The following is a 23,058-nucleotide window of genomic DNA, read 5'->3' as shown; positions in this document are numbered from 1 at the left end:
GTAGAGCAATGAGTGAGAAAAAACAGGGTATCACAACGGAAGTTTTTTGGTTGCGCATCATCTTCATGCTGTTCTTTGTGGTTGCTTATCAGATTGCGGAGCTTTTACTGGGGCTAAGTATCCTATTACAGGTCGTTTTTATTGCCGTAACGGGCGATAAAAATCTGTTTTTACAGCAGACGGGTGCCAGTCTCTCCCGGTACGCTTATCAGGTTTATCGCTATCTGACGTATAATCGGGAAGAGAAACCTTTCCCCTTTACTGCCTGGCCGGAGGGTGAGTCACCCGATGCAGACCCTTATCAACCTGCGGATCAGGACTAAATCTGATGCGCCTGATTTTGTTTCGTCATGGTGAAGCCGGAATGGCGCCGCGGGATTTTGACCGCTGCCTGACTGATGCGGGAATTGCTGATGTGCGTAAGGTAGCCTGCCATATTGCTGATTATCTCAGTGGGGCAATTGCCTATGTCAGTCCTTATATCAGAGCCCGACAGACCTGTACTGAAATCCAAAAAAATGCAGAGTTGAAATCCTGCCATGAGCTTGGTCTGATTACTCCGGATGAGGATCCGGTACAGGTACTTCAGTGGTTGAGTGAAAATCAGGGAGCATCAACAGTTTTGCTGGTTACCCATCAGCCCCTGGTTAGTCGTCTGACCAGTCTGTTGCTTGATGGCGATGAGACTGGATTTTATCCTATGGCGACAGCATCGGTTACGGTTGTACAGGCAGACATCTGGGGGGCAGGTCTGGCCCGGTTAGAAACGGTGATCCATGCCGATGACCTGGAGTAACATGTGATTAGCTTTGAACCTTTCCGGCAGAGTTTTGACTTCTGGCATCGCCAGGGACTTAATCAATATTGTCGACTAATGCGGGACCAGTTAGAAGGCGCTATGTTAAAGCCCTGTCGGCCACATGGCTTGATTATCAGCGAGCAAGATACCAACGGAGTCAAATCTGAGTTGGTGTACTGGGATCATGATACTCCCCGTCGTTATGTGGTTTATCTGCATGGAGGTGGATATGTTCTTGGTTCCATTGATACTCATCGGGAATTGGCGGCGCAAATCGCTCATCGTGCTCATGCCCGTGTATTAATTGTTGAGTATCGTCTTGCGCCGGAAGGCCCCTATCCTGACGGTCTTGATGATGCTGACGCCGCTTATCAATGGTTACTTGATATTGGTGTTACCCCTTCCCAAATTGCATTTGCCGGTGATTCCGCCGGTGGTGGTCTGGCATTAGCCTTGATGCAGAGGTTAAAATCTGCAGGCAGACCTTTGCCTGCTGCGGCGGCTTTCCTCTCTCCCTGGGTGGACTTAACCTGCTCTACACCAAGCCTTGATACCAACACTGCGACAGATATGGTACTGAACAAAGCGCAGATGCAGAGTTTTGCTCATGTTTATGCGGGTGATCATTCGGTGTCAGAAGCAGGAGTGTCCCCTTTGTTTGGTGACCTTTCCAGCTTGCCGCCCTGCCTGATTCAGGTCAGTCGACAGGAGTTGCTGTTAGATGATGGTGTGCGTCTTGCCGAGCGGCTTGAAGCATCGGGCACATCGGTTCAAATCAGTAAGTGGAGTCAGATGCCCCACGTCTGGCAGCTATTGCATCGTTATTTACCGCAGGCTGATGAAGCCTTACGGGAGCTGGGAGGCTTTCTGAAGGCGAAGGTCAAAGGAGAGCCTTCCTGATTCTGCTTACCGGATTGAGTTTCTGTTAGAACGCACTGTTATTTAGCGTAGCAGTGCGTTTTTTATATTGAGTGCTGTCAAAAATGGCTTGTAAGCTGATGTATTTATACCAGCTGCAACCAGTGTAAAAAGAAAACACCAAGCGTGATGGTTAAAGTTGATCCCACCGTTGTCAGGGCAACAATATTGGCTGCCAAAGGACCATTGGCCCCCATCGCCTTAGCCATTACAAAACTGCCTGCAGCGGTTGGGCTGGCAAAATAGAGGAACAAAATCCCCAACGTCTGCCCCGTCCAACCTAGGTACCAAGCCCCCCAGGTCATCAGAACCGGAAGAATCGCAAGCTTCATTGCTGTTGCTCCCCAGGAAGCCAGAGATGACGCCCTTAGTGCTTTAAGGCTCAGAGAGGCCCCGATGCACAGTAGTGCCAGCGGCAGCGTCATACCAGAGAAGTAGGTGCCCGTTTTAAGTAGTAGTGGTGGCAGAGTCCACTGAAAATAAGAGAAAGGCAGAGCCAGTACTACTGAAAGGATCAAAGGGTTTTTGAGGATATCCATCAAGACCGGCTTCCAACCCATTCCAGCACGCTCCGGCTGAGAGGCACTTAGTGCAATCACTGACAGGATATTGTAGATAATAATCAGGCAGCCCAGTAGTAACGAAGCCATGGGCAAACCTGCTTCACCAAACTGGTTTGCTACCAGAGCCATACCGATAATACCTTGATTTCCCCGGAAGCTTCCCTGAATAAATACACCTCTGTCAGCGGGCACGGATACCAAAGCACGCGCCGCCCAGATCAGAAAAAAGAAACTAATCAGAGTAACTACTGAGGCATAGAGTAGAACGCTGGGGTCAAGACTTTCTTGCAGGTTTGTTTTGCTGATATTCAAAAAAACCAGTGTTGGCAAGGTGACACGAAAAACTAATGTGGAGGCGACCCTGACAAAGTGATCATCCAGCCAGCACCACTGCTTAAAAAGCACACCCAGAAAAACAATAATAAAAACTGGAGCGGTAATTTGAAGCGTCGCGCTAAGGGAGTGAAGTAGGGCGTCCATCAGCTTGACTGACTGATCTGCCAGATGGCAAATACTATCGCTGCTATCACGGTAATAAAGAAGCTTAGGTTACGCTTCTTTTTCACCTCAGGAGAGCGGCTGGGGCGCTTGGATTTATCCGGGTCAAGACTCATAACAGCTCCTTTTTTTAGGGGTTACTTAGCCCAGGGGCTGGTATTATGCAGCCGGAAGGGGGTTCCTTTTAAGGGGAGCACGACTTTACTGCGCTCTTTGCTTTCCTGCAAGTTGATTAATTATTTAACAGCCCAGAATAATCTCTGACTTGTGCATTATGACATAAGTGATAAAAATCAAACGTACGTTTGCTCTGGAGTCTGTCAGTTATTATGTCAATTCTGCATTTTGCCCACGCCAATGGCTTCCCTATGGGGAGCTATCGGGTTTTGTTTGAAGCTTTGGCTGGGAATTTTAACGTTCAGGGGGTATCCCATATTGGGCATGACCTCCGCTGGCCTGTCTCAGACAATTGGGATGCACTGGTGGATGAGCAGTTGTCTCTGATCAGTGCCGCAGAAGAACCCGTGTGGGGTGTGGGGCACTCCCTGGGAGGTGTACTGCTCTATCGGGCTGCTCTGAAAGCCCCCGCTTATTTTAAAGGACTGGTTTTACTGGACCCGCCTCTGTATATCTCCGGTCTCAGACCTTGGCTGCTGAAAATAGCTAAGCGTACGGGGCGAATCGACCGTATCACTCCGGCACGCCAGAGTCGTTACCGAAAGAAAAGTTGGCCAGATGAAGAGGCTGTTCTGGAGTATCTGCAATCACGGGCGTTGTTTCGGAATTTTGATAAACGCTGTCTTGCTGACTATGTTGCTTCGGGTACTAAACCAGAAGGCGATCTGCGTGTACTGAGCTTTTCACCTGAGGTAGAGTACAAAATTTTTTGCGGCATTGCTGACAACCTTTGGGGGTCAGGACGCAAAATAAAAGTACCGGTATCCGTATTAACCAGCGATCAGGCATCGGTCATTCCAGAGGACGGGATCCGAGGAATTCGTCGTTCAGGCTTTAACTGGAAACCGCTTGATGGTGGGCACCTGTTCCCACTTGAGTATCCGGAGTCGACAGCGGATGAGATTCAGGCCATGATTAAACTGATGCAGGATCAATAACCTGCGTTGAGATACTGACCGAAGCAAACCTGGTTGAAATTGCTTTTTTCATCGGACCGAGGCATTGGCCATGCAGGAACCTATACCGTTTCAGATCGATCTTGATTACATCTCCCTTTCCGGTTTACGTTGGGGAAAGGGTCACCATAAGCCGGTTCTTGCCATGCACGGTTGGTTAGATAATTGCCAAAGCTTCAATCGTGTAGCCCCCCTAATGGCTGAAGCCTGTGATCTGGATATTTGGGCAATCGATCTGGTTGGGCACGGTCATTCCGGTCATCGCCCGAAAGGTTCTTATTATCATATCTGGGATAATGTCATTGATATGGCGCTCCTCATGGATGCGCAGGGATGGGAGCAGGTAGACCTGCTGGGGCATTCTATGGGAGCGGGTGTTGCTACTCTGATGGCTGGTGCAATGCCGGACTGGGTTGGTCGGGTTGGACTGATCGAGGGTTTGGGACCGCTATCGACGCCGGCAGAAGAGTCGCCTCAACAGCTGACTCAGGCTATAGGCCGTTATAAGCTGCAAACCTATAAGACACCGCCTTGTTACACCTCTGTAGAGGAGGCTGCAGAAGCCCGGATGCGAGGGATTGGTGAAATCAGTTATCAGGCCGCTCTGCCTTTGGCTGAACGGGGAGCTCGACAGGATGAGGATGGCTGGCGCTGGCGCTCAGATGCACGACTGAGGATTCCTTCTCCGGTGCGTTTGACAGAAGCACAGATCTATAGCTTCTGTGATGCGATCAAAGCCCCTACGCAATTGATTATTGGTGACCATGGCTTTCTTGTGGACAGAGAAAATACCCGGTTACGTAAAGAACGGGTGGCGGATATAGAACAGGTTGTTCTGCCGGGTAACCACCACTTGCATCTGGAGCCGGATACTGTAACTGCCGTTGCTGAAAGCCTGATCGCATTCTGGGGAAGTGCCTGATCTGAATTTTATTTGAGTGGGATCAGAGAAAGATATCTCTTAACAGAATTATTTACCGAATCTGTAGTCTAGTCTTTAAGCGGTTTTCATTACCTTACTGGTCAGAGTTAGCTGCTAGGGACTTGTTGCACAACAGAGAGGATCATCGTGAACCTATCTAATTTACAGTGTTATACCGGTTATCAGCAGAGTGCTTACCGTTTCTATTTATGGCTATTGATCTCTGCATTGGCTTTTATTGTGGCGTCACCGGTTTTTGCAGCCGGAGGTCTTCAGCCATTTCCGCTGGCTGAAAAAGAGATGGAGAAAAGTCAGCAGCTGGATCAGCACCTGTTTGCGACAGGGCGAATTCAGAACAAAGGCGGAGAGTCTTTTCCTGAGAGTTGGCTGAGTTTATCATCTGGTCGACTGAATCAGACTTTGTACCGGATCCGCTCTACCCGGGATACCGATGAAATTTTGGAGCATTATCAGGTTGAATTGCAGCGCTCAGGTAGTGAGATTCTCTTTCAATGCAGTAGTCGTGAGTGCGGTAGTAGTAACGATTGGGCCAATCGTGTATTTAAGGTTTCGACCCTTTATGGAGAGGACCGGGAGCAGCATTATGTCGCTGCCAGGAGAGAGCTGAATGGGCAGGCTGACTATGTCTCTGTTTATATAACGGAGCGTGGAACTGGCCGTATCTACGTTTATGTCACTCACTACCAGGTTGAGGCGGCACCCGTTACCACTAAGGGGGTAAAACGTTCTCTCTATGAAGATTTGATTGAGACCGGATGGGTGCGTTTGCCCGTATCTGCTGATGGGTCATTTGAAGATAGTGTCTTTGGGCAGTTGCAGCAGCTGGCGGTTCAGTTAGAGCGTAGTGACAAGCGCTTCTGGCTTGTGGCTCACCATTATGGTAAGCAGAGTGATGAGATTTTACAGCAACGCTCCGAGCAGGCTGTAGCAAGACTGCAGCGCTCTTTTGAGCAGCTTGGCCTTTCAGCCGACAAGCTGGAGCTTAAAGGGTTGGGTGCTCTGGCTCCGACTAAAGATTCGGTGGCTTATGGTGGCCGTATTGAGCTGATTGTTAAGAAATAGTCTGCTTCAGGTTTGAAAAAATCAGATATGTTTTCAGGAAAAAAGGGCAGATCTTCGGATCTGCCCTTTTGCTTTTAAAGTATAGCGCCAGGGAAGATCAGGCACCCCATTCTTTGGTTTTCAGTAAGACATAAACCGCTCCGGTACCACCGTCGGCGGGGCGGCAGGAATGAAATGCGATCACTTCGGGCATTTGGCGCAGCCAGATATTAACGTAGGATTTCAATTCCGCCCGGCCACTGCCTTCTGTCCAGGATTTACCATGTACGACAATCACGCTCCGGAAGCGCCTTGCCCGGCAGTCCTGAATAAAGGCATAAAGCTCTGAGCGTGCCTCTTCAGTATTCTGACCGTGCAGATCTAGGCCCTCCTGCCAGCTAATCTCTCCTTTTTTCAGTTCCTGAAAGGTTCGAATTGGCAGATCGGGAACTTTGAAGCTCAGGATGTCACTGGGCTTCTGGTCAGGAATATTACCTTCGGAAAGATTGTCTATGATGAACTTTTCTTCTGCGGCGGTTGCTGCAGCGCGTTTGGTTTCTGTATTGATATCTTTCTTTTTCGGAGTTTTCAGGAGCACCTTGTCACTTTTGATCGGTTTTACACCTTTCATAGCTGAGTGGAAAAGATCCATATCATTAAGGTCGTCATCCGGAAGGTGATCATCAGGCTGAAAGGTTTTACTCATGGTTTTGGCTCGGTATTCGTGATCGGGCAACGATACCAGATGCTTGATTTGGCGCAAGGAGAGATCCGTTACGATTTTGGCGTCTATCGGCAAAATAAGCGAGTTTGGTTTATAGCAACCGGATGCTGAGTTAAACTTAAGCGTGATAACCCGTGGTTAAGACTGACTGGAGAGAATTTGTGCCACAGACGAAAGCGCTAACTGACGTTGCCCAGCAACTGTTTACCATCCGTGATTATATCCGCTGGTCTTTTTCTCAGTTTAATCACCATAACGTCTATTTTGGTCACGGGACAGATAATGCCTGGGATGAGGCTGTGCATCTGGTTCTGGGAAGTCTGCACCTGCCCTGGGATTTTGACCCTTCCATGCTGGATGCCCGGGTCACCCGCGATGAGGCGATTACTATTTTAAGTCACGTTGAGAAGCGCTGCCTGGACCGTGTCCCTTTGGCATACCTGTTAGGCGAGGCCTGGTTTGCTGGTCTGCCGTTTAATGTTGACCACCGAGTACTTGTACCCCGTTCTCCTATTGGTCAGCTGATTCAGAATCACTATGAGCCCTGGGTCAATGAAGAGCCAACCCGTGTGCTGGATCTTTGTTCTGGTAGTGGTTGTATCGGTATAGCAACAGCCTATGCCTTTCCCTATGCCCGTGTTGACCTGGCAGATATTTCTGAAGATGCTCTTTGCGTTGCCCGTAGTAATGTCGAGCGTCATGATCTTGCTGATCAGGTAACGGTTTACCAGTCCGACCTGTTTGATGATCTGCCCAAAGAGGCGGCTTATGATCTGATCGTCTCTAACCCTCCGTATGTGGATGAGGAGGATCTGGAGGCGATGGCAAGAGAGTATCACCATGAACCGGCACTGGGTCTTGGCTCGGGTCTTGACGGTTTGGATATTACCCGCCGTATTTTACGTGATGCACCGCGCTACCTGTCTGATAAAGGTGTGCTGATCTGTGAAGTTGGCAACAGCGAGTTCGCGTTGCAGGATGCCTTTCCGGAGGTGCCTTTCCTCTGGTTGGAATTTGAGATGGGTGGCCAGGGTGTTTTTATGTTGACCGCTGAGCAATTAAAAGAATATGCAGGTCACTTCGCCTGATCGATTTGTTTCCCTGAAAAAACAAGAGCTCTGTGGTTGATACCCTTTTCCACAGCGCTTAATGGCCCTGATTCTTTCGGGGCTGAATTTTACAGAATAAATGACGCCTGAAAGGGCAATGCAAGAGAGAGTTTCATGTCTGGTAATAGCTTTGGAAAACTGTTCACCCTGACCACGTTTGGTGAAAGCCATGGCCCTGCACTGGGGGCGATTATTGATGGTTGTCCGCCGGGTCTGGAAATCTCAGAAGACGATCTGCAGATTGATCTTGATCGTCGTAAGCCGGGAACATCCCGTCATGCGACCCAGCGTCGCGAGGATGACAGAGTCAGAATTTTATCCGGCGTTTTTGAAGGTAAAACCACGGGTACCGCTATTGGTCTGATGATTGAAAACACTGATCAGCGCTCCAAAGACTATTCCAATATTGCCCAGCAGTATCGCCCTGCTCATGCGGATTACACCTATAATCAGAAATACGGTTTCCGGGATTATCGAGGCGGAGGGCGCTCTTCGGCTCGTGAAACAGCGATGCGTGTCGCTGCAGGTGCTATCGCCAAGAAGTTTCTGAAAGAGCGTCTGGGTATCGAGGTACGGGGCTATATGTCTCAGTTGGGACCAATTAAAGTTGAGAAAGTCGACTGGGATCTGGTGAACACAAATCCTTTCTTCTGCCCGGATGCCGATAAGGTGCCTGAGCTGGAGCGATATATGGATGCTCTGCGTAAAGAGGGGGAGTCGGTTGGAGCCAAAGTAACTGTGGTAGCCAGCCATGTGCCACCAGGGTTAGGCGAGCCGATTTTCGATCGCCTGGATGCAGAACTTGCTCATGCTCTGATGAGCATCAATGCAGTGAAAGGTATTGAAATTGGGGCAGGATTTGATTCTGTGGCTCAGAAAGGCACTGAGCACCGTGATGAGATAACCCCGGAAGGTTTCCTGTCAAATAACGCAGGCGGTATTTTAGGTGGTATTTCGTCTGGGCAGGATATTGTGGCTCATATAGCCCTTAAGCCAACATCCAGCCTGCATTTACCGGGTAAAAGTATCAATATCAATGGCGAGTCTGTAGAGGTGGTAACTAAAGGACGCCATGACCCATGTGTGGGTATTCGTGCTACGCCCATAGCTGAGGCGATGATGGCCATTACTCTGATGGATCACTATTTGCGCCACCGTGGACAATGTGGTGATGTTGTTATGCCGACACCTGTTGTGCCTGCTCAGGCTTGATTCGAGAGTCCTATCCAATGATACCCCGGCTTGTACGGGGTATTTTTTTATCTTCCTGTTGGCTATTGATTCTTCTATGACGGTGGCTTCCTATGTACTTAAATCAAGTGATCCAGTGGCTCTGATATGACGGTCAATGTTTATTGGGTGTTATCTTCTGTCTATTTCTTTTACTTTGCAGTTCTTGGGGCTACAAACCCTTATTGGGGGTTGTATCTGCAGTCTCTGGGGTTTGATGCAAAGCAGATCGGCTCTCTGATGGCTATCTTTATTGCGACCAAGCTGATTGCTCCTAATTTGTGGAGCTATTGGGCAGACCAGAAGAGAGCCCATGTATCCGTTATGCGGCTGGGAGCTGTGCTAACACCTCTTTGTTTTCTGACGGTATATTTGCAGCAGGGGTTTTGGTCAATGGCTGTTGCGATGGTGCTGTATAGCTTCTTCTGGAATGCCATCCTGCCGCAATATGAGGTGATTACCTTAAACGCGATAAAAGGCCGTGAAGAACGTTATGGCCAGATACGCCTTTGGGGTTCTGTTGGATTTATTGCGGCAGTTGCAAGCCTTGGCTGGTTGTTGGATCTGGTCGCAGTAACCTGGTTACCCATCAGTATCTTATCTGTCATGGCCTTTATGGCATTATCGACACTGATGATTCCGGCTCGAAAGGTTTGGCCCGGTGTTGAGGAAAAAATAGCAGCGCCTGAACCGGATGACCCCTCCGTTAGCAGGAGAGACTCCTGTCAGGAGGGAGGTTTTTGGCTGCGTTTAAAGCACCCTCCCGTTTTTGTCTTTCTGTTGTCAGTGATTTTGATGCAGGTCTCACATGGACCTTATTACACTTTTTTTTCCATTTATATGGAAGGTGTTGGCTATAGCCGCAGCCTGATTGGATTGCTATGGTCATTAGGTGTAATGGCTGAAGTGGTTTTGTTTGCCATAATGCACTTGCTGTTAACACGCTTTAAGCCAGAAGTTTTACTGCTGTTGAGTTTGGTTTTAGCTGCTCTGCGCTGGCTGATGGTCGCTCTTTTTGCTGATGAGCTGATGTTGCTTTTAGCATCGCAGTTGTTGCATGCAGCCACTTTTGGCAGTTTTCATGCGGCTTCAATTGCTTTAGTACAACGTTTTTTTACGGGCCAAACAGCAGGCCAGGGGCAAGCGTTATACAGTAGTTTAGGGTATGGCGTTGGTGGAGCACTTGGAGCCTGGGGTAGTGGTTTGCTCTGGGTGAGTATTGGTGCCCAGGGAAGTTATCTACTGGCTTGTGCTGCTGCAGGTTTTGGTGCTGCGTTGGTGCTTTGGTCGCTGTGGAGACACCGCAGCTACTGGACGGAAGAAAAACAGTAAACTTAACTAAACTTGTGACTGGAATATTGCTCAAAGTCGCAGATATAAAGATTGTGCAGTTGCAACATAGCGACACTGCGCGTTACATTAGTCTTATAATTCCCCTGCACGGGGAAAGGAGATTACATGAAGGTAAACATCGAAGTCGATATGACGCCTGAAGAATTTCGCAAGGCGATGGGCCTTCCTGATGTGCAAAAATTTCAGGAAGATCTGATGGTCAAAATTCGCCAGCAGATGGAAGAAGGCGTTGAGGGTTACGAGCCCTTAGCTTTAATGAAGCCTTTTATAAGTCAGGGTTTTGATTCTGTTGAGACATATCAAAAAATGATGATGCAGATGCTTAATAGCTACACCCAGCAAAAATAAAAAAACAATTTACAGTAAAATGGAATGTTCTAATAGAGATAGGGAAGTGACAGGGAGAATGCCTGCTTTTAGTGCCGGATGCATTGGCAGGTAAAAATAAGCTGAGCTTATTAACGCCATACCCAACGAAAGTATTCGTTGTGTGCAATGCAATATGAGTGCCTCTCAGATGTAATCATATTGACACTTGGCAAACTATAGAATTTATCAAGTCGATAATCCAAAAAGGAAGATATCATGCAAGACAAAATCATGAACGCTTTTGCTGAACAGACAAAAAACATGTATGCACCAATGCGTAAAATGAATGCATTGATGGTTGAAAACATGGAAAAGATGACAGAGTTTCAGATCGAAGCTCTTAAGTCTTACAGTAAAATGGGCGTTAATCAGTTGAAAAATGCTACGGAAATCAAAGACGCTGATTCTGTACGTGACTTCTCTGCATCTCAGGCTGAACTCATGAGTACCCTGAGTAAGAAAGTTCTGGAAGATGCAAAAAGCATGGCTGATATGACCATGGAATTTAAGCAGGAAGTCGAGAAAATCGTTGAAGAATCTCGCACAACTGCGGCAGCTACTCCGGCTGCTGAATCCAAGCCAGCAGCCAAGGGCAATAGCCGCAGCTCAGCTTCGGCTTAATCTGCTGAATACCCAGAAGGCCGCAATTATGTGGCCTTCTTATTCTCCCTCCTCGTTTTTTTCTAATTGTGATGCTTGTCGAAAGACACCAGGGATGACCCGGTCTTTAATTTAGACCAAGTGAGGTATGCTCATGAGTGAACAGAGCACAGATTCAACGGATTACATCTACGATCCTGCTGAGTTAGCTGATTTTATTTCCAATGCTAACAGCCAATATCAAAAACTTATCGAACAGCTGATGTCCCGACAGGGTATGAGTGACCCATCTCTTTCCGTTTTATTCGACGTATCGGAATCCTTTCAGAAGATGTCTGAACAGCTAGCCATAAATCCAATGGTGATTTATGAAGAGCAGATGAATCTATGGAAGAGCCAGATTCAGCTTTGGCAAAATACGGCACGCCAGATGATGGGAGAGGCCGTTGACCCGATTGTTGAACCAGCTAAAGATGATCGCCGTTTTAATGATAGTGAATGGGCTGAAAATGCTCTGTTTGATTTTATTAAACAGTCATACCTGCTATTTGCCCGCAGCATTTTTAATACAGTACACAATATTGAAGGTTTGAGTCCCCATGCGAATCAAACCATAGACTTTCATACCCGGCAGTTTGTTAATGCAATGAGCCCGAGTAATTTTGTGGCAACTAACCCGGAAGTGATCCGTCGTACCTTTGAAACTAAGGGGCGTAATCTGATTCAGGGTATGGAGCAGCTCATTGAGGACCTTAAGTCCAGCCGTGATGGTCTGAATGTTGCTATGACTGACCGGAGTGCTTTTAAGCCTGGTGAAAATGTTGCCAGTACACCAGGTGAGGTGGTTTACCAGAATGACCTGATGCAGCTGATACAGTACAAGCCAACCACTGAAAAAGTATTTAAGACGCCGCTGCTGATCGTGCCACCCTGGATCAACAAGTATTACATTCTTGATCTTCGCTCCAGTAACTCGCTGGTTAAGTGGCTGGTTGATCAGGGTCATACTGTATTTATTATTTCCTGGGTGAATCCTGGGCCATCTTTGCGTGATAAAAGTTTTGAAAACTATATGCTGGAAGGCCCGTTGGAAGCGATAGATGCTATTGAACAGGCAACCGGTGAGAAAGAGGTCAATGTGATCTCTTACTGCATTGGCGGTACGCTAACAGCATCAACGCTGGCCTATATGGCAGCGAAAAATGATAAGCGTGTTAAATCTGCAACTTATATGGCAACGCTGCAGGACTTCACAGACCCTGGTGAAATCGGCGTTTTCATTAATGAGGCAACACTCGCTGGTATAGAGCGGCAGCTGGACCGTGATGGTTATCTTGATGGCCGGGCGATGGCTTTCAGTTTTAATTTATTACGTGAGAACGATCTGTTCTGGTCCTTCTTTATCAACAACTACCTGAAAGGCGAGCGTCCGGCTGCTTTCGATCTGCTGTATTGGAATACTGACAGTACGAATATGCCTGCAGCAATGCATAAGTTTTATCTGCGTAATATGTATCTGGAAAACAACCTGATTAAACCGGGTGGTATTACCCTGAATGAAACACCGATTGATCTGAGTAAGATCAAAACGCCGGTGTATTTCGTATCGACCATTCAGGACCATATTGCCAAATGGACGTCGACCTACAAGGGGGCTCAAGTGCATTCAGGGCCGGTTAAGTTTGTTCTGTCCGGTTCAGGGCATATTGCCGGTATTGTGAATCCACCTACCAAAGAGAAATACGGTTACTGGACTAATGACAAACTGGCAGATACACCGGATGCCTGGTTTGCGGGAGCTGAAAAGCATCCGGGTTCTTGGTGGCCAAACTGGCAGGAGTGGAGCACATCAAATAAATATGCTGACCCTAAAACGATGGTTGCAGCCCGTGAGCCAGGTACTGGTAAACTGAAGGTCATTGAAGCTGCTCCGGGAGCTTATGCCACAATGCGGATTGTTGATGTGTTAAAAGCAGACGTTGCTAGGAACGCTGATTAGCTTTGATAATCTGAGTTCAACGGCATTGTAAGCCGGTACCCCGACCTTGAGGGGGTGCCGGCTTTTTATTGTCGGTGTTGTGCTTTTATATCTGCAGATGGCTCTGCGGCATCGTCCAGTAAGGCTATCATTTTCTGCCCAGCGTTAGATAAGGTGCGTTCCTTGTGATAAAGGTAACCCAGAGGGCGTGTAATATCGACATCCGGCAAGGGTATAACAGACATGCTGTCATCAATCAGAGTATCTGGCAGAAGGCTCCAGCCCAGGCCGATTGAGACCATCATTTTTAGTGTTTCCATATAATTAGTGGATAGCGCCACATTTAGGATCAACTGCTCCCGGGCGAAAGCTGTTTCAACAATACCTCGGGTAAAGGTTTGAAAGCCTGGCAGTACCGCATCAAAATGGGTTAATTCATGGAGACTAACCTTGTCCGATCGATTAAGAGGGTGGTCCTTAGAAACCACCAGTTTCAGATGGTCTGTCCAGATCGGAACAACTTTCAGGCTGCTATTGGTTTGAGGTGAGAGTGTCACCACAGCCAACTCCAGCTTGCCCTGCAATATGCCTTCGTAAGCCTGCTCTGAATCCAGAAAGCGCATATCCAGTTTCACCTGAGGGTGCTGATGGGTAAACGCTTTTAATACAGGTGGTAGCCGGTGCAGCCCAATATGATGGCTGGTAGCCAGTACCAGCGAGCCGGAGACCTCACCGCTAAGGTTATTCAACAGTCGGCGCGTGTCCTCCAGTTCGATCAGAACGCTTTGTGCCCGTGGCATGAGTGCCAGGCCCGCTTCTGTGAGATGGGTCTGCCGACCAATACGGTCAAACAACCTGCACGCCAGTTGTCGCTCCAGGTTTGCAATACGTTTTGATATTGCCGGTTGAGTCAGGTGTAGCAGCTCTGCTGCTCGGGAAAAAGAGCCTGTTTCTGCAACTGTAATGAAGGCATGTAACGATTGAGTATCCATGGGGTCCGCTCTTAAATTCTCACTTGAAGGCTATTTGTTAACCAAATGAAATCAATTATAACTAAAAGGAATCCAATAGATAAAAAATATGAATTTGTTTTATCTTATTGCGGCTTATAAACTGGTCGAATAACCCGTAAATAAAAATGCAACCTGCTGTTTGAACCCCGCTTGTTGCAGAAAATATGAGAAATACGGGTCTGAAAACAGATGCATGAGGAGTTAGGCAGATGGCAGGCAAAACCCTGTACGATAAATTGTGGGATAACCATTTAGTTGAAGAGCGGGATGATGGCACTTCGTTGATTTATATCGACCGTCAGTTACTGCACGAAGTAACGTCACCTCAGGCGTTTGAAGGCTTGCGTATTGCGGGCCGTAAACCCTGGCGTTTGGATACGAACCTGGCAACGCCGGACCACAATGTGCCAACCACACTGAAAGAGCGTAAAGAGGGTAACGCGGGTATCGAAGACCCGGTTTCTAAAATTCAGGTTGTGACTCTGGATGAGAACTGTGACGATTTTGGTATCACAGAATTCAAAATTAACGACATACGCCAGGGTATTGTACACGTCGTTGGTCCTGAACAGGGAGCGACTCTGCCAGGTATGACATTGGTTTGCGGAGACTCCCATACCGCAACCCATGGCGCTTTTGGTGCTCTGGCACATGGTATTGGTACTTCAGAAGTAGAGCATGTGTTGGCGACCCAGTGCCTGATTCAGCGCAAAATGAAAAATATGCTGGTTAAGGTTAACGGAACGTTGGCCGCCGGTGTTACCGGTAAAGATATCGTTCTGGCGGTAATCGGTAAAATAGGTACCGCAGGCGGCAACGGCTGTGCCATCGAATTTGGTGGTGAAGCGATTCGTAACCTGTCGATGGAAGGCCGTATGACCATCTGTAACATGGCGATTGAAGCAGGTGCCCGTGTCGGCTTGGTAGCTGTAGATCAGACAACGATCGATTATGTTAAAGGTCGCCCGTTTGCGCCGACAGAGGCTCAATGGGAACAGGCCGTTGAGGTATGGAGTGACCTGCACTCTGACGCTGATGCTGTGTTTGATACTGTCGTTGAACTTGAAGCCGCTGATATTGAGCCTCAGGTCACTTGGGGGAACTCTCCTGAAATGGTCTTGCCGGTTTCAGGTATCGTACCAAACCCTGCAGAACAGGCAGAAGAAGATCAGCAAAAAGCCTATGCCCGTGCCTTAGAATATATGGGTTTGAAAGCCGGCCAGTCAATTACTGATATTAAGCTGGATAGTGTTTTTATCGGTTCCTGCACGAACTCCCGTATTGAGGATCTGCGTGAAGCAGCGGCTGTTGCCAAAGGAAAAAAAGTTGCAGCGAATGTTAAGCAGGCACTGGTTGTACCGGGCTCTGGTCTGGTAAAAGTCCAGGCAGAAAAAGAGGGGCTGGATAAAGTCTTTGTCGAAGCGGGTTTTGAATGGCGTGAGCCGGGTTGTTCCATGTGTCTGGCGATGAATGCCGATAAACTGGGCGCTGGTGAACACTGTGCCTCAACATCAAATCGCAACTTTGAAGGTCGTCAGGGCTTTGGTGGTCGGACGCATCTGGTCAGCCCGGGCATGGCTGCAGCCGCAGCGGTTGCTGGCCACTTTGTTGATGTTCGTGATGTTCTGCAAGCTAACTGATTACCGGAGGCACCCATGGAAAAGTTTACTCAATTAGATGGCTTGGTTGCTCCAATGGATCGCGCCAATGTCGACACCGACATGATTATCCCCAAGCAGTTTCTGAAATCGATCAAGCGATCTGGTTTTGGGCCAAACCTGTTTGATGAGCTGCGTTATCTGGATGAAGGTAAGCCTGATCAGGATTGCAGTCAGCGACCGAAAAATCCGGACTTTGTTCTGAATCAGCCGCGTTACGACGGCGCTTCCGTGCTGTTGGCGCGCCAGAACTTTGGTTGTGGTTCTTCCCGTGAACATGCGCCCTGGGCATTGTTAGATTACGGTTTCCGCTGTGTTATTGCGCCAAGTTTTGCGGATATTTTCTATAACAACTGCTTTAAGAACGGCATTCTGCCGATTGTTCTGGATGATGCTACTGTAGATAGCCTGTTTACAGAAGTTGCTGGTGAAGAAGGTTACCGTCTGACGGTGGATCTGGATGCCAAAGAGATTCGTACGCCATCTGGCCGCAGTATTACGTTTGATGTAGATGACTTCCGCCGTCACTGCCTGATCAACGGTCTGGATGATATCGGCCTGACACTGGAAAAATCAGATGCAATTAAAGCGTTTGAAGCGAAGCATCAGGCTTCGCAGCCATGGCTGTTCCGTCAGGTTTAATGTGCTTTTTAATGACTGACTGAGCTCTGTTTTAACAGACCGTGAAGCTAAATATTCTATGTACAGATAAAGGCAGGTAATTGACCTGCCTCGGGATAACAGAAAATGACAAAGCATGTATTGGTATTGCCCGGTGATGGCATCGGCCCTGAGATTGTAACCGAAGCAGTAAAAGTACTGGGCACGCTGAACCTGGATATTGAAATTGACTCCGCTCTGATTGGTGGGGCAGCTGTAGATACCACCGGCAATCCTCTTCCGGATGAAACTCTAGCAAAAGCTCGTAACGCCGATGCTATTTTATTGGGAGCTGTTGGTGGCCCTAAATGGGATGCTAACCCAATGGAGCAGCGTCCTGAGAAAGGCCTGCTGGGCATTCGTTCTCAGCTGGAGTTTTTTGCAAACCTGCGCCCTGCAATCCTGTACCCGCAGCTGGCGGAAGCCTCCACACTGAAGCCTGAAGTGGTTTCAGGTCTGGATATTCTTATCGTGCGTGAACTGACCGGCGGTATCTACTTTGGTCAGCCTCGGGGTATCCGTACTCTGGAAAATGGTGAGCGTGAAGGTTACAACACCTACGTTTATTCTGAATCAGAGATCCGTCGTATTGGTCGCCAGGCATTTGAGGCCGCCCAAAAACGTGGTAAGCGCTTGTGTTCCATCGATAAATCCAACGTGCTGGAAGTTACCGTGCTGTGGAAAGAGGTGATGGACGAGCTGGCCAAAGAATACCCGGATGTTGAGTTGTCTCATATGCTGGTGGACAACGCTGCGATGCAGTTGGTGCGTGCACCTAAGCAGTTTGATGTGATGGTAACCGGCAATATGTTCGGTGATATTCTATCGGATGCTGCAGCGATGCTGACCGGCTCTATCGGCATGCTGCCTTCTGCCTCTCTGGATGAAAACGGTAAAGGTATGTACGAGCCGTGCCACGGTTCTGCACCGGATATTGCAGGTCAGGGTAAAGCAAACCCGCTGGCAACGATTCTGTCCGTAGCTATGATGCTGCGTTACTCTCTGAATGAGATTGCCGCGGCAGATCGTATTGAGCAGGCGGTAGAAAAGGTGCTGGATCAGGGCTTGCGTACAGCCGATATTATGTCGGAAGGCTGTAAATTGGTTAGTACTGAAGAGATGGGCGCTGCTGTTGTCGCTGCACTTTAGTAAAACCGTTATGGTACAGCATTGAGGCTGCAGGCAAAGCAGCTTAGACAGATTACGGAAAGGTAGGTCATAGGCCTGCCCTAAATGGATTCTGTTGTTAATTACTTAACCGGCCTATTCCCTAAGACGAGGTGTAGGACGGCAAATACTCCATAGACCAATAGGTGACAATATGGCTCAAAAACGTGTAGGTCTTGTTGGCTGGCGCGGAATGGTAGGTTCTGTGCTGATGCAGCGCATGCAGGATGAGGGAGACTTCAACCAGATCGAACCTATTTTCTTCACAACCTCTCAGGCAGGCCAGGCTGCGCCAAATTTTGGCAAAGAAGCCCCTGCTCTGAAAGACGCTACCGATATCGAAGAGCTGAAGGCCATGGATATTATCATCACCTGTCAGGGTGGTGATTATACAAACGATGTTTACCCTAAGCTGCGTGCCAGTGGTTGGAACGGTTATTGGATCGATGCCGCATCGTCATTGCGTATGGATGATGAGGCGATCATTGTTCTGGATCCGGTCAATATGAACGTGATCAAAGATGGTTTGGCAAACGGTGTTAAAACCTTTGTCGGCGGCAACTGTACTGTATCTCTGATGCTGATGGGGCTGGGTGGCCTGTTCCAGAATGATGTTGTGGAGTGGATGACCTCCATGACCTATCAGGCTGCTTCCGGTGGTGGTGCCCGCCACATGAAAGAGCTGATTAGTCAGATGGGGATTATCCATGGCTCAGTTGCTGATGATATTGCATCTTCCGCCGCGATTCTGGATATCGACCGTAAAGTAGCGGAAACTATCCGTAGCGATCAGATGCCGCTGGACAACTTCGGCGCGCCACTGGCAGGTTCTTTGATCCCATGGATCGACAGCAAGCTGGATAACGGCCAGAGCCGGGAAGAGTGGAAAGCGGTGGCCGAAACCAATAAGATTCTGGGGCTGGATAAGAACCCGATCCCAATTGATGGTACTTGTGTACGTATCGGTGCTATGCGTTGTCATAGTCAGGCATTCACGATTAAGCTTAAGCGTGATGTGCCAATGGATGAGATCAATGCCATGATCGCAGAGGCTAATGACTGGGTGAAAGTGATTCCCAATGAGCGTGATATCACGGCTCAGGAGCTGACACCAGCGAAAGTGACTGGCACCCTTAGTGTACCAGTAGGTCGTCTGCGTAAGATGAATATTGGTAATGAATACCTGAATGCATTCAGTGTGGGTGACCAGCTGTTGTGGGGGGCTGCTGAGCCTCTACGTCGTATGTTGACAATCCTGATGGATAACTGATTTTTTTCAGTTATTACAATAGGAAAGCCTGCTTCGGCAGGCTTTTTCCGTTTCAGCGGCAATGCTTATCCCGTTCGCATCAGCAGGGGCAGGATGATATTCGACAATACCTGGCTGATATTCATAATACCCGGGGTTGTTGGCAGCGGATTAATATTTTACAGGCTTTCAAAGTATTTTATTCGGATCTTGCGCATGGATCTTTTTTGGCTTGTTTTTTGCTTTTATCAACGACAGGTTGTTAACTTATGGCACTGATCAGCCGTTTAGCCGGGGAAAAAGCGGATAAAAAATAACAACCTAAACAAATAAAAAGCCTGAATGGTTCTTTGGTGATGTGTACAAATTGTTGAAATATTGATAAAAGTTACACTAATCCAATATCAACTGGGACAGAAAGGCTAAGGTTTAGCAATCTCAGTCTGCCGTACTGCCGTTCAGGTCGGTGCAAAGTGTTAAGGAATCAGAAATATGGTGCGCAAGCTGGCGGGAACTCTTGCGACGGTGGGTATGTTAAGCAGTCCACTGGCGTTTGCTTTAGGACTCGGTGAAGCCGAGTTACTTTCATCACTGAATCAGCCGTTTAGGGCGACGATTCAATTGGCAGAAACAGACGATGTTGATGCTGAAGATATTCGCGTGCAACTTGCGGATGAACGCGCATTTGCTAAAGCGGGGCTGGATCGCCAGTTTTTTCTGGAGAACCTGACCTTTAGTGTTATTTCGGGTGGTAACGGTCCCTATATTGAACTTAAAAGTTCTAAACCGGTTAAAGAGCCATTTCTGAACTTTCTGCTGGCTGTAGAGTGGCCGCAGGGGCAGCTGATGCGGGAATATACTTTCCTGATCGACCCTCCAACTTATAACAATGCGTCAGCTGACAATACATCTGCACAGTCTTCTTCCGGTGTGCAGGCTGTCCCGGCATCTTCTGCGCGTACTGCCTCGCCTGTTGCAAGCTTGGTTGAAGAGGGCGCGCATCGAATTAAGGTTGGCCCAACGGATACACTTTGGAGCCTTGCGCGTAAGAACCGCCCAGATAGTGATATTACTATTAAGCAGGCTATGCTGGGTATTCAGGACGCTAATCCGGATGCTTTCCCGACCGGTAATATCAATAACATGGAAGCAGGCAGCACCATCCTGATTCCTAATCGCTCCGCTATGATGAGCCGTACCGGGCTTGAAGCTATTCGAGAGGTTGCCCGCCAGAATAAAGCTTGGGTCGCATTTAAAGCTCAGTCAGTACCTGGGGCTGCCAAATTAAAGCCTGCTAGTACCGCACCAGCTGACAGTAAGCCTCTGAAGCTGGTCGCAGATACAGAGCAACAGGCGACAGACTCAGAACGCGCAAAAGTCAGTGAAGAGCTGGCGCTCAGCAAAGAAAGTCTTGATCAGTCAAACCGTGAAAAAACTGAATTATCCGGTCGACTGGATGAGCTTCAGAAGCAGGTTAGTACTCTACAGAAACTGATTCGCTTAAAAGATGAACAGCTGGCCGCGATGGAAGCAATGCTTGATAAGCAGAATAAGCTTCTGTCGGGTGAGTCTGTTGCAGAATCCAATACCCAGTCTACCGAAAAAGACAGCATGGCGATCAGTACTGAACCTCCTGTTGCAACAACAGCATCAGCAGCGGTAACTGGCCAGGTTAGTGCCGGTGCTATTGGTTTGGATCTGGCTGCCAAAGCTAAAGAAACTTCGGAGCAGAGTGACGTTGTAACTGAACAGGATGCTCAGTCTGAGCCTGTTGAATCCTTCTCATTGGATACACAGGAAACAACGGAGCTGGATCCTGGGTCTTTCCTCGTTGATAGTCTTCGAAAAAATGCAACGATTATTGGTGGTGCTGCTGCCGCTATATTGGCTCTGATTCTGCTGCTTGTGGTGATGCGTCGTCGTAAGGCTGCCAGTAAAAAGTCGGCAAAACAGAAAAATAACCGTGATGATTCTGATTTGTCTGATCTGGCAACCGGTGCAGCAGCGGGTGCTGCTGGTGTCGCTGCTCTGGACGCTATATCAAATGATGACCTACCGGATGATTTGAGCCTTGATGATGACCTGAGCGGTGATCTCGATGAGAGTAGCCTGTCTGAGATTGAGATGGATCTTGATGACCTCGGTGAGCCTGATGTTCAGGCGGAAAGCAGCTCTGCAGATATCGAAGATCTTGGTGATTTCGACCTGGGTGGCTTGGGGGATGACCTTGAAGCCGACGGTGAGTCTTTGGAGCTGGATGGCGACCTTGATCTCGATGATCTCGATTTTTCTGAAGACTTTGATCTGGGCGACCCTGACGGAGATGATGAAAAGGGGGATTTTCAACTCCCTTTCGTGCAAGCTGAGTCGACAGTAAACACCGAATTAGCCGTTGAAGCTGATTCAGGTGAGTCGGTTCAGGATAATCTCATTGAGTCAGATGCCGGGCACTCAGATATTTCATTTGATGATGAGATATCTGAACCGGAAGTGCTTGACGATCTGGAGTTAGATACCATAGCAGAAACCAGTGAAGGTGATCCGGATATTCAGATTGATTTGGATGATGAGGAACTCATTGACCTGGAAGGTGATGACCTGAGTGATCTGGAACTTTCAGAGATAGATGATATCCCTGACTTGCCTCTTGATGGCGGTGCTATCGATACTCAGGAACAGAAGGATGATGAGCTGTTGGCCGCTCTGGCAGATGATGCGGCTGCTCGGGAAGCTGAGAAATTGGCCTTAGAGTCAGAACAGGATCTCTCTACAGACGCTGCCTCTGACGATTTTGCTGCAGAGCCTGCTTTTTCTGAATCTGGTGATGCTCCTGATATGCTGAGTGACTATGAAGAGATTGATAATACTGTCTCTGAGCTTAGTGCTTTAGATGAGGCTGAAAGCTACCGTGAACTCGGCCAGCCTGAGCGGGCTGCTGCAATCTTGCAGAGAAGCCTCGGTGAGAATCCGGAAGACAATGATGTACGTCTGAAGTTTATGGAAGTGCTGGTTGATCTGGGCGATGAGGCAACTTTCGACCACGAGCTACGCCAGTTGCAGAATGCAGCGGATGCTAAAGCATTGGGTGAGGCGCTGACGCTGCAGCAGGAACTTTACAACAAAACCGGTGCCAGCCATTATGTTGCTGAACCGTCTGCTGTAGATGAGGTTGATGATCTGGATGACATCATGCCTTTGGATGATAAGGCTGTTTCTTCTGAATCAGCAGATGCTGACTATGATGTTGACCTGAATAGTGAACTGGATGCGCTGGAACGCGATTTTGAACGCTATGCCGGTGAGGAATCTTCTGATGATAGCCTCGATCTGGATGATGTCGACTTTGAGTTGATGGACTTGGATTTGGGCGATGATATTGAAGACAATAAGCCCATGATCAACCTGGATCCACTGGAGCTTGGAGAGCCGGAACCTCTCGGTAAAGACGACTTTGAACTGACGGATCTAGCGGACTTAGAATCTGATGATCTGACTCCGTTCAGCGTTGATGAAAGTGATGCTGATTATCAGTTTAATGATAGCCAGCAAGCCCTTAGATCGGATGCTAAAGACTATATTGAGGATCTTGGCGACCTGTCTATGTCAGCGGTTAATGAGCCTGAAACTTCAGAAGTAAGAGGTATGGAAGAGCTTGTTAGTCAGGATCTTGCTTCTGATGATATTGCCGATCTTTCACCAAGTATCGATGATGATGACGATCTTGCGGATCTTGGAGAACTATCAGATATCTCTTTTGAAGAAGACAGTGTTGATGAGCAGCTGAATCTTGATGGGCTTTTGGATGAAAACGAGAACCCGGAAATCAAGCTGGATCTGGCACGGGCCTATGTTGATATGGGGAATACTACATCAGCCATTGAAGCTCTGGAAGATGTTCTTAAGCGTGGTAGCACTGAGCAAAAACGTGATGCCAGCGAACTAATAGCTAAACTGCAGGGCGATGCTTAGCATCTGATGCAGATACCGCAGTATCCATCGGGTCTGACTCAGGTCAGGCCCGATGCCGTTTTAAGGCTGGCCTGATTAGGCTCA

Annotated in this window: 21 protein-coding genes; 17 read left to right on the top strand and 4 right to left on the bottom strand. The window is 48.3% G+C overall.

Annotated features, from left to right (window positions below; genetic code table 11):
• The first annotated feature begins 8 nt into the window (after nt 1–8).
• From ACN0R8_RS08085 to ACN0R8_RS08075, 3 genes are read left to right on the top strand one after another with little or no spacing between them, the layout of a single operon-like run.
• Nucleotides 9–323, top strand: coding sequence for a DUF4389 domain-containing protein (locus ACN0R8_RS08085; protein WP_417596573.1), 315 nt, complete (start codon nt 9–11; stop codon nt 321–323).
• Between the two features lie 5 nt (nt 324–328).
• Nucleotides 329–796 (top strand): SixA phosphatase family protein, encoded by a 468-nt coding sequence (locus tag ACN0R8_RS08080; protein WP_417596572.1) that lies wholly within the window; start codon nt 329–331, stop codon nt 794–796.
• 3 nt (nt 797–799) lie between these two features.
• A complete protein-coding gene (locus ACN0R8_RS08075; RefSeq protein WP_417596571.1) occupies nt 800–1,699 on the top strand; it encodes an alpha/beta hydrolase in 900 nt (299 codons plus the stop codon).
• 104 nt (nt 1,700–1,803) lie between these two features.
• Here ACN0R8_RS08075 and ACN0R8_RS08070 read toward each other — a convergent pair whose 3' ends face one another.
• Together ACN0R8_RS08070 and ACN0R8_RS08065 are read right to left on the bottom strand one after the other, a co-directional pair.
• The gene (locus ACN0R8_RS08070; RefSeq protein ID WP_417596570.1) at nt 1,804–2,760 is read right to left on the bottom strand and encodes an AEC family transporter; all 957 of its coding nucleotides are present in this window, start codon (nt 2,758–2,760) and stop codon (nt 1,804–1,806) included.
• A complete protein-coding gene (locus ACN0R8_RS08065; RefSeq protein ID WP_417596569.1) occupies nt 2,760–2,894 on the bottom strand; it encodes a hypothetical protein in 135 nt (44 codons plus the stop codon). The genes ACN0R8_RS08070 and ACN0R8_RS08065 overlap by 1 nt, the downstream gene beginning before the upstream one ends.
• 213 nt (nt 2,895–3,107) lie before the next feature.
• Here ACN0R8_RS08065 and ACN0R8_RS08060 point away from each other — a divergent pair, with 213 nt between their 5' ends.
• The 3 genes from ACN0R8_RS08060 to ACN0R8_RS08050 all read left to right on the top strand — a co-directional run bounded on the left by ACN0R8_RS08060 (nt 3,108) and on the right by ACN0R8_RS08050 (nt 5,916).
• A complete protein-coding gene (locus ACN0R8_RS08060) occupies nt 3,108–3,893 on the top strand; it encodes an alpha/beta hydrolase (RefSeq protein ID WP_417596568.1) in 786 nt (261 codons plus the stop codon).
• Between the two features lie 70 nt (nt 3,894–3,963).
• Entirely contained in the window at nt 3,964–4,833 is an 870-nt protein-coding gene (locus tag ACN0R8_RS08055; protein ID WP_417596567.1) for an alpha/beta fold hydrolase, read from the top strand.
• 147 nt (nt 4,834–4,980) lie between these two features.
• Nucleotides 4,981–5,916: a DUF4892 domain-containing protein gene (locus ACN0R8_RS08050; protein WP_417596566.1), complete on the top strand. Its 936-nt coding sequence runs from the start codon at nt 4,981–4,983 to the stop codon at nt 5,914–5,916.
• 97 nt (nt 5,917–6,013) lie between these two features.
• Here ACN0R8_RS08050 and ACN0R8_RS08045 read toward each other — a convergent pair whose 3' ends face one another.
• On the bottom strand, nt 6,014–6,658 hold the full coding sequence (locus ACN0R8_RS08045; RefSeq protein WP_417596565.1) for a Smr/MutS family protein: 645 nt from the start codon (nt 6,656–6,658) through the stop codon (nt 6,014–6,016).
• A 122-nt stretch (nt 6,659–6,780) separates the two neighbouring features.
• On the opposite strand from ACN0R8_RS08045, the gene prmB reads away from it, so the two are divergent.
• The 6 genes from prmB (at nt 6,781) to ACN0R8_RS08015 (ending at nt 13,279) form a co-directional block, all read left to right on the top strand.
• Entirely contained in the window at nt 6,781–7,707 is a 927-nt protein-coding gene (prmB, locus tag ACN0R8_RS08040) for a 50S ribosomal protein L3 N(5)-glutamine methyltransferase (RefSeq protein WP_417596564.1), read from the top strand.
• 135 nt (nt 7,708–7,842) lie between these two features.
• A complete protein-coding gene (gene aroC / locus ACN0R8_RS08035; protein WP_417596563.1) occupies nt 7,843–8,940 on the top strand; it encodes a chorismate synthase in 1,098 nt (365 codons plus the stop codon).
• A gap of 126 nt (nt 8,941–9,066) precedes the next feature.
• Complete coding sequence (locus ACN0R8_RS08030) at nt 9,067–10,290, top strand: MFS transporter (protein ID WP_417596562.1); 1,224 nt, start codon at nt 9,067–9,069, stop codon at nt 10,288–10,290.
• 126 nt (nt 10,291–10,416) lie between these two features.
• Entirely contained in the window at nt 10,417–10,659 is a 243-nt protein-coding gene (locus ACN0R8_RS08025; protein ID WP_077242741.1) for a DUF6489 family protein, read from the top strand.
• A gap of 237 nt (nt 10,660–10,896) precedes the next feature.
• Nucleotides 10,897–11,301: a phasin family protein gene (locus tag ACN0R8_RS08020; protein ID WP_417596561.1), complete on the top strand. Its 405-nt coding sequence runs from the start codon at nt 10,897–10,899 to the stop codon at nt 11,299–11,301.
• Nucleotides 11,302–11,434: 133 nt separating this feature from the next.
• Complete coding sequence (locus ACN0R8_RS08015; RefSeq protein ID WP_417596560.1) at nt 11,435–13,279, top strand: PHA/PHB synthase family protein; 1,845 nt, start codon at nt 11,435–11,437, stop codon at nt 13,277–13,279.
• Nucleotides 13,280–13,344: 65 nt separating this feature from the next.
• Here the strand turns inward: ACN0R8_RS08015 and ACN0R8_RS08010 are convergent, their stop codons facing one another.
• Nucleotides 13,345–14,250, bottom strand: coding sequence for a LysR family transcriptional regulator (locus ACN0R8_RS08010; protein WP_417596559.1), 906 nt, complete (start codon nt 14,248–14,250; stop codon nt 13,345–13,347).
• A 230-nt stretch (nt 14,251–14,480) separates the two neighbouring features.
• Between ACN0R8_RS08010 and leuC the strand changes: the two genes are divergently transcribed.
• The 5 genes from leuC to ACN0R8_RS07985 all read left to right on the top strand — a co-directional run bounded on the left by leuC (nt 14,481) and on the right by ACN0R8_RS07985 (nt 22,974).
• Nucleotides 14,481–15,911: a 3-isopropylmalate dehydratase large subunit gene (gene leuC, locus ACN0R8_RS08005; RefSeq protein WP_417596558.1), complete on the top strand. Its 1,431-nt coding sequence runs from the start codon at nt 14,481–14,483 to the stop codon at nt 15,909–15,911.
• Nucleotides 15,912–15,926: 15 nt separating this feature from the next.
• Nucleotides 15,927–16,571 (top strand): 3-isopropylmalate dehydratase small subunit, encoded by a 645-nt coding sequence (gene leuD, locus ACN0R8_RS08000; RefSeq protein ID WP_417596557.1) that lies wholly within the window; start codon nt 15,927–15,929, stop codon nt 16,569–16,571.
• Nucleotides 16,572–16,676: 105 nt separating this feature from the next.
• Nucleotides 16,677–17,738, top strand: a complete 1,062-nt coding sequence (gene leuB / locus ACN0R8_RS07995; RefSeq protein ID WP_417596556.1) for a 3-isopropylmalate dehydrogenase — start codon at nt 16,677–16,679, stop codon at nt 17,736–17,738.
• A 172-nt stretch (nt 17,739–17,910) separates the two neighbouring features.
• On the top strand, nt 17,911–19,026 hold the full coding sequence (gene asd / locus ACN0R8_RS07990; RefSeq protein ID WP_077242734.1) for an aspartate-semialdehyde dehydrogenase: 1,116 nt from the start codon (nt 17,911–17,913) through the stop codon (nt 19,024–19,026).
• 471 nt (nt 19,027–19,497) lie between these two features.
• Nucleotides 19,498–22,974, top strand: coding sequence for a FimV/HubP family polar landmark protein (locus ACN0R8_RS07985; protein WP_417596555.1), 3,477 nt, complete (start codon nt 19,498–19,500; stop codon nt 22,972–22,974).
• Nucleotides 22,975–23,058: the final 84 nt, after the last annotated feature.

This window comes from Oceanospirillum sp., assembly GCF_048265165.1.
Taxonomy (GTDB): Bacteria; Pseudomonadota; Gammaproteobacteria; order Pseudomonadales; family Halomonadaceae; genus Oceanospirillum.
Note: the sequence above shows the minus strand (reverse complement) of the source record. Positions and strands in the feature narration are given on the sequence as shown.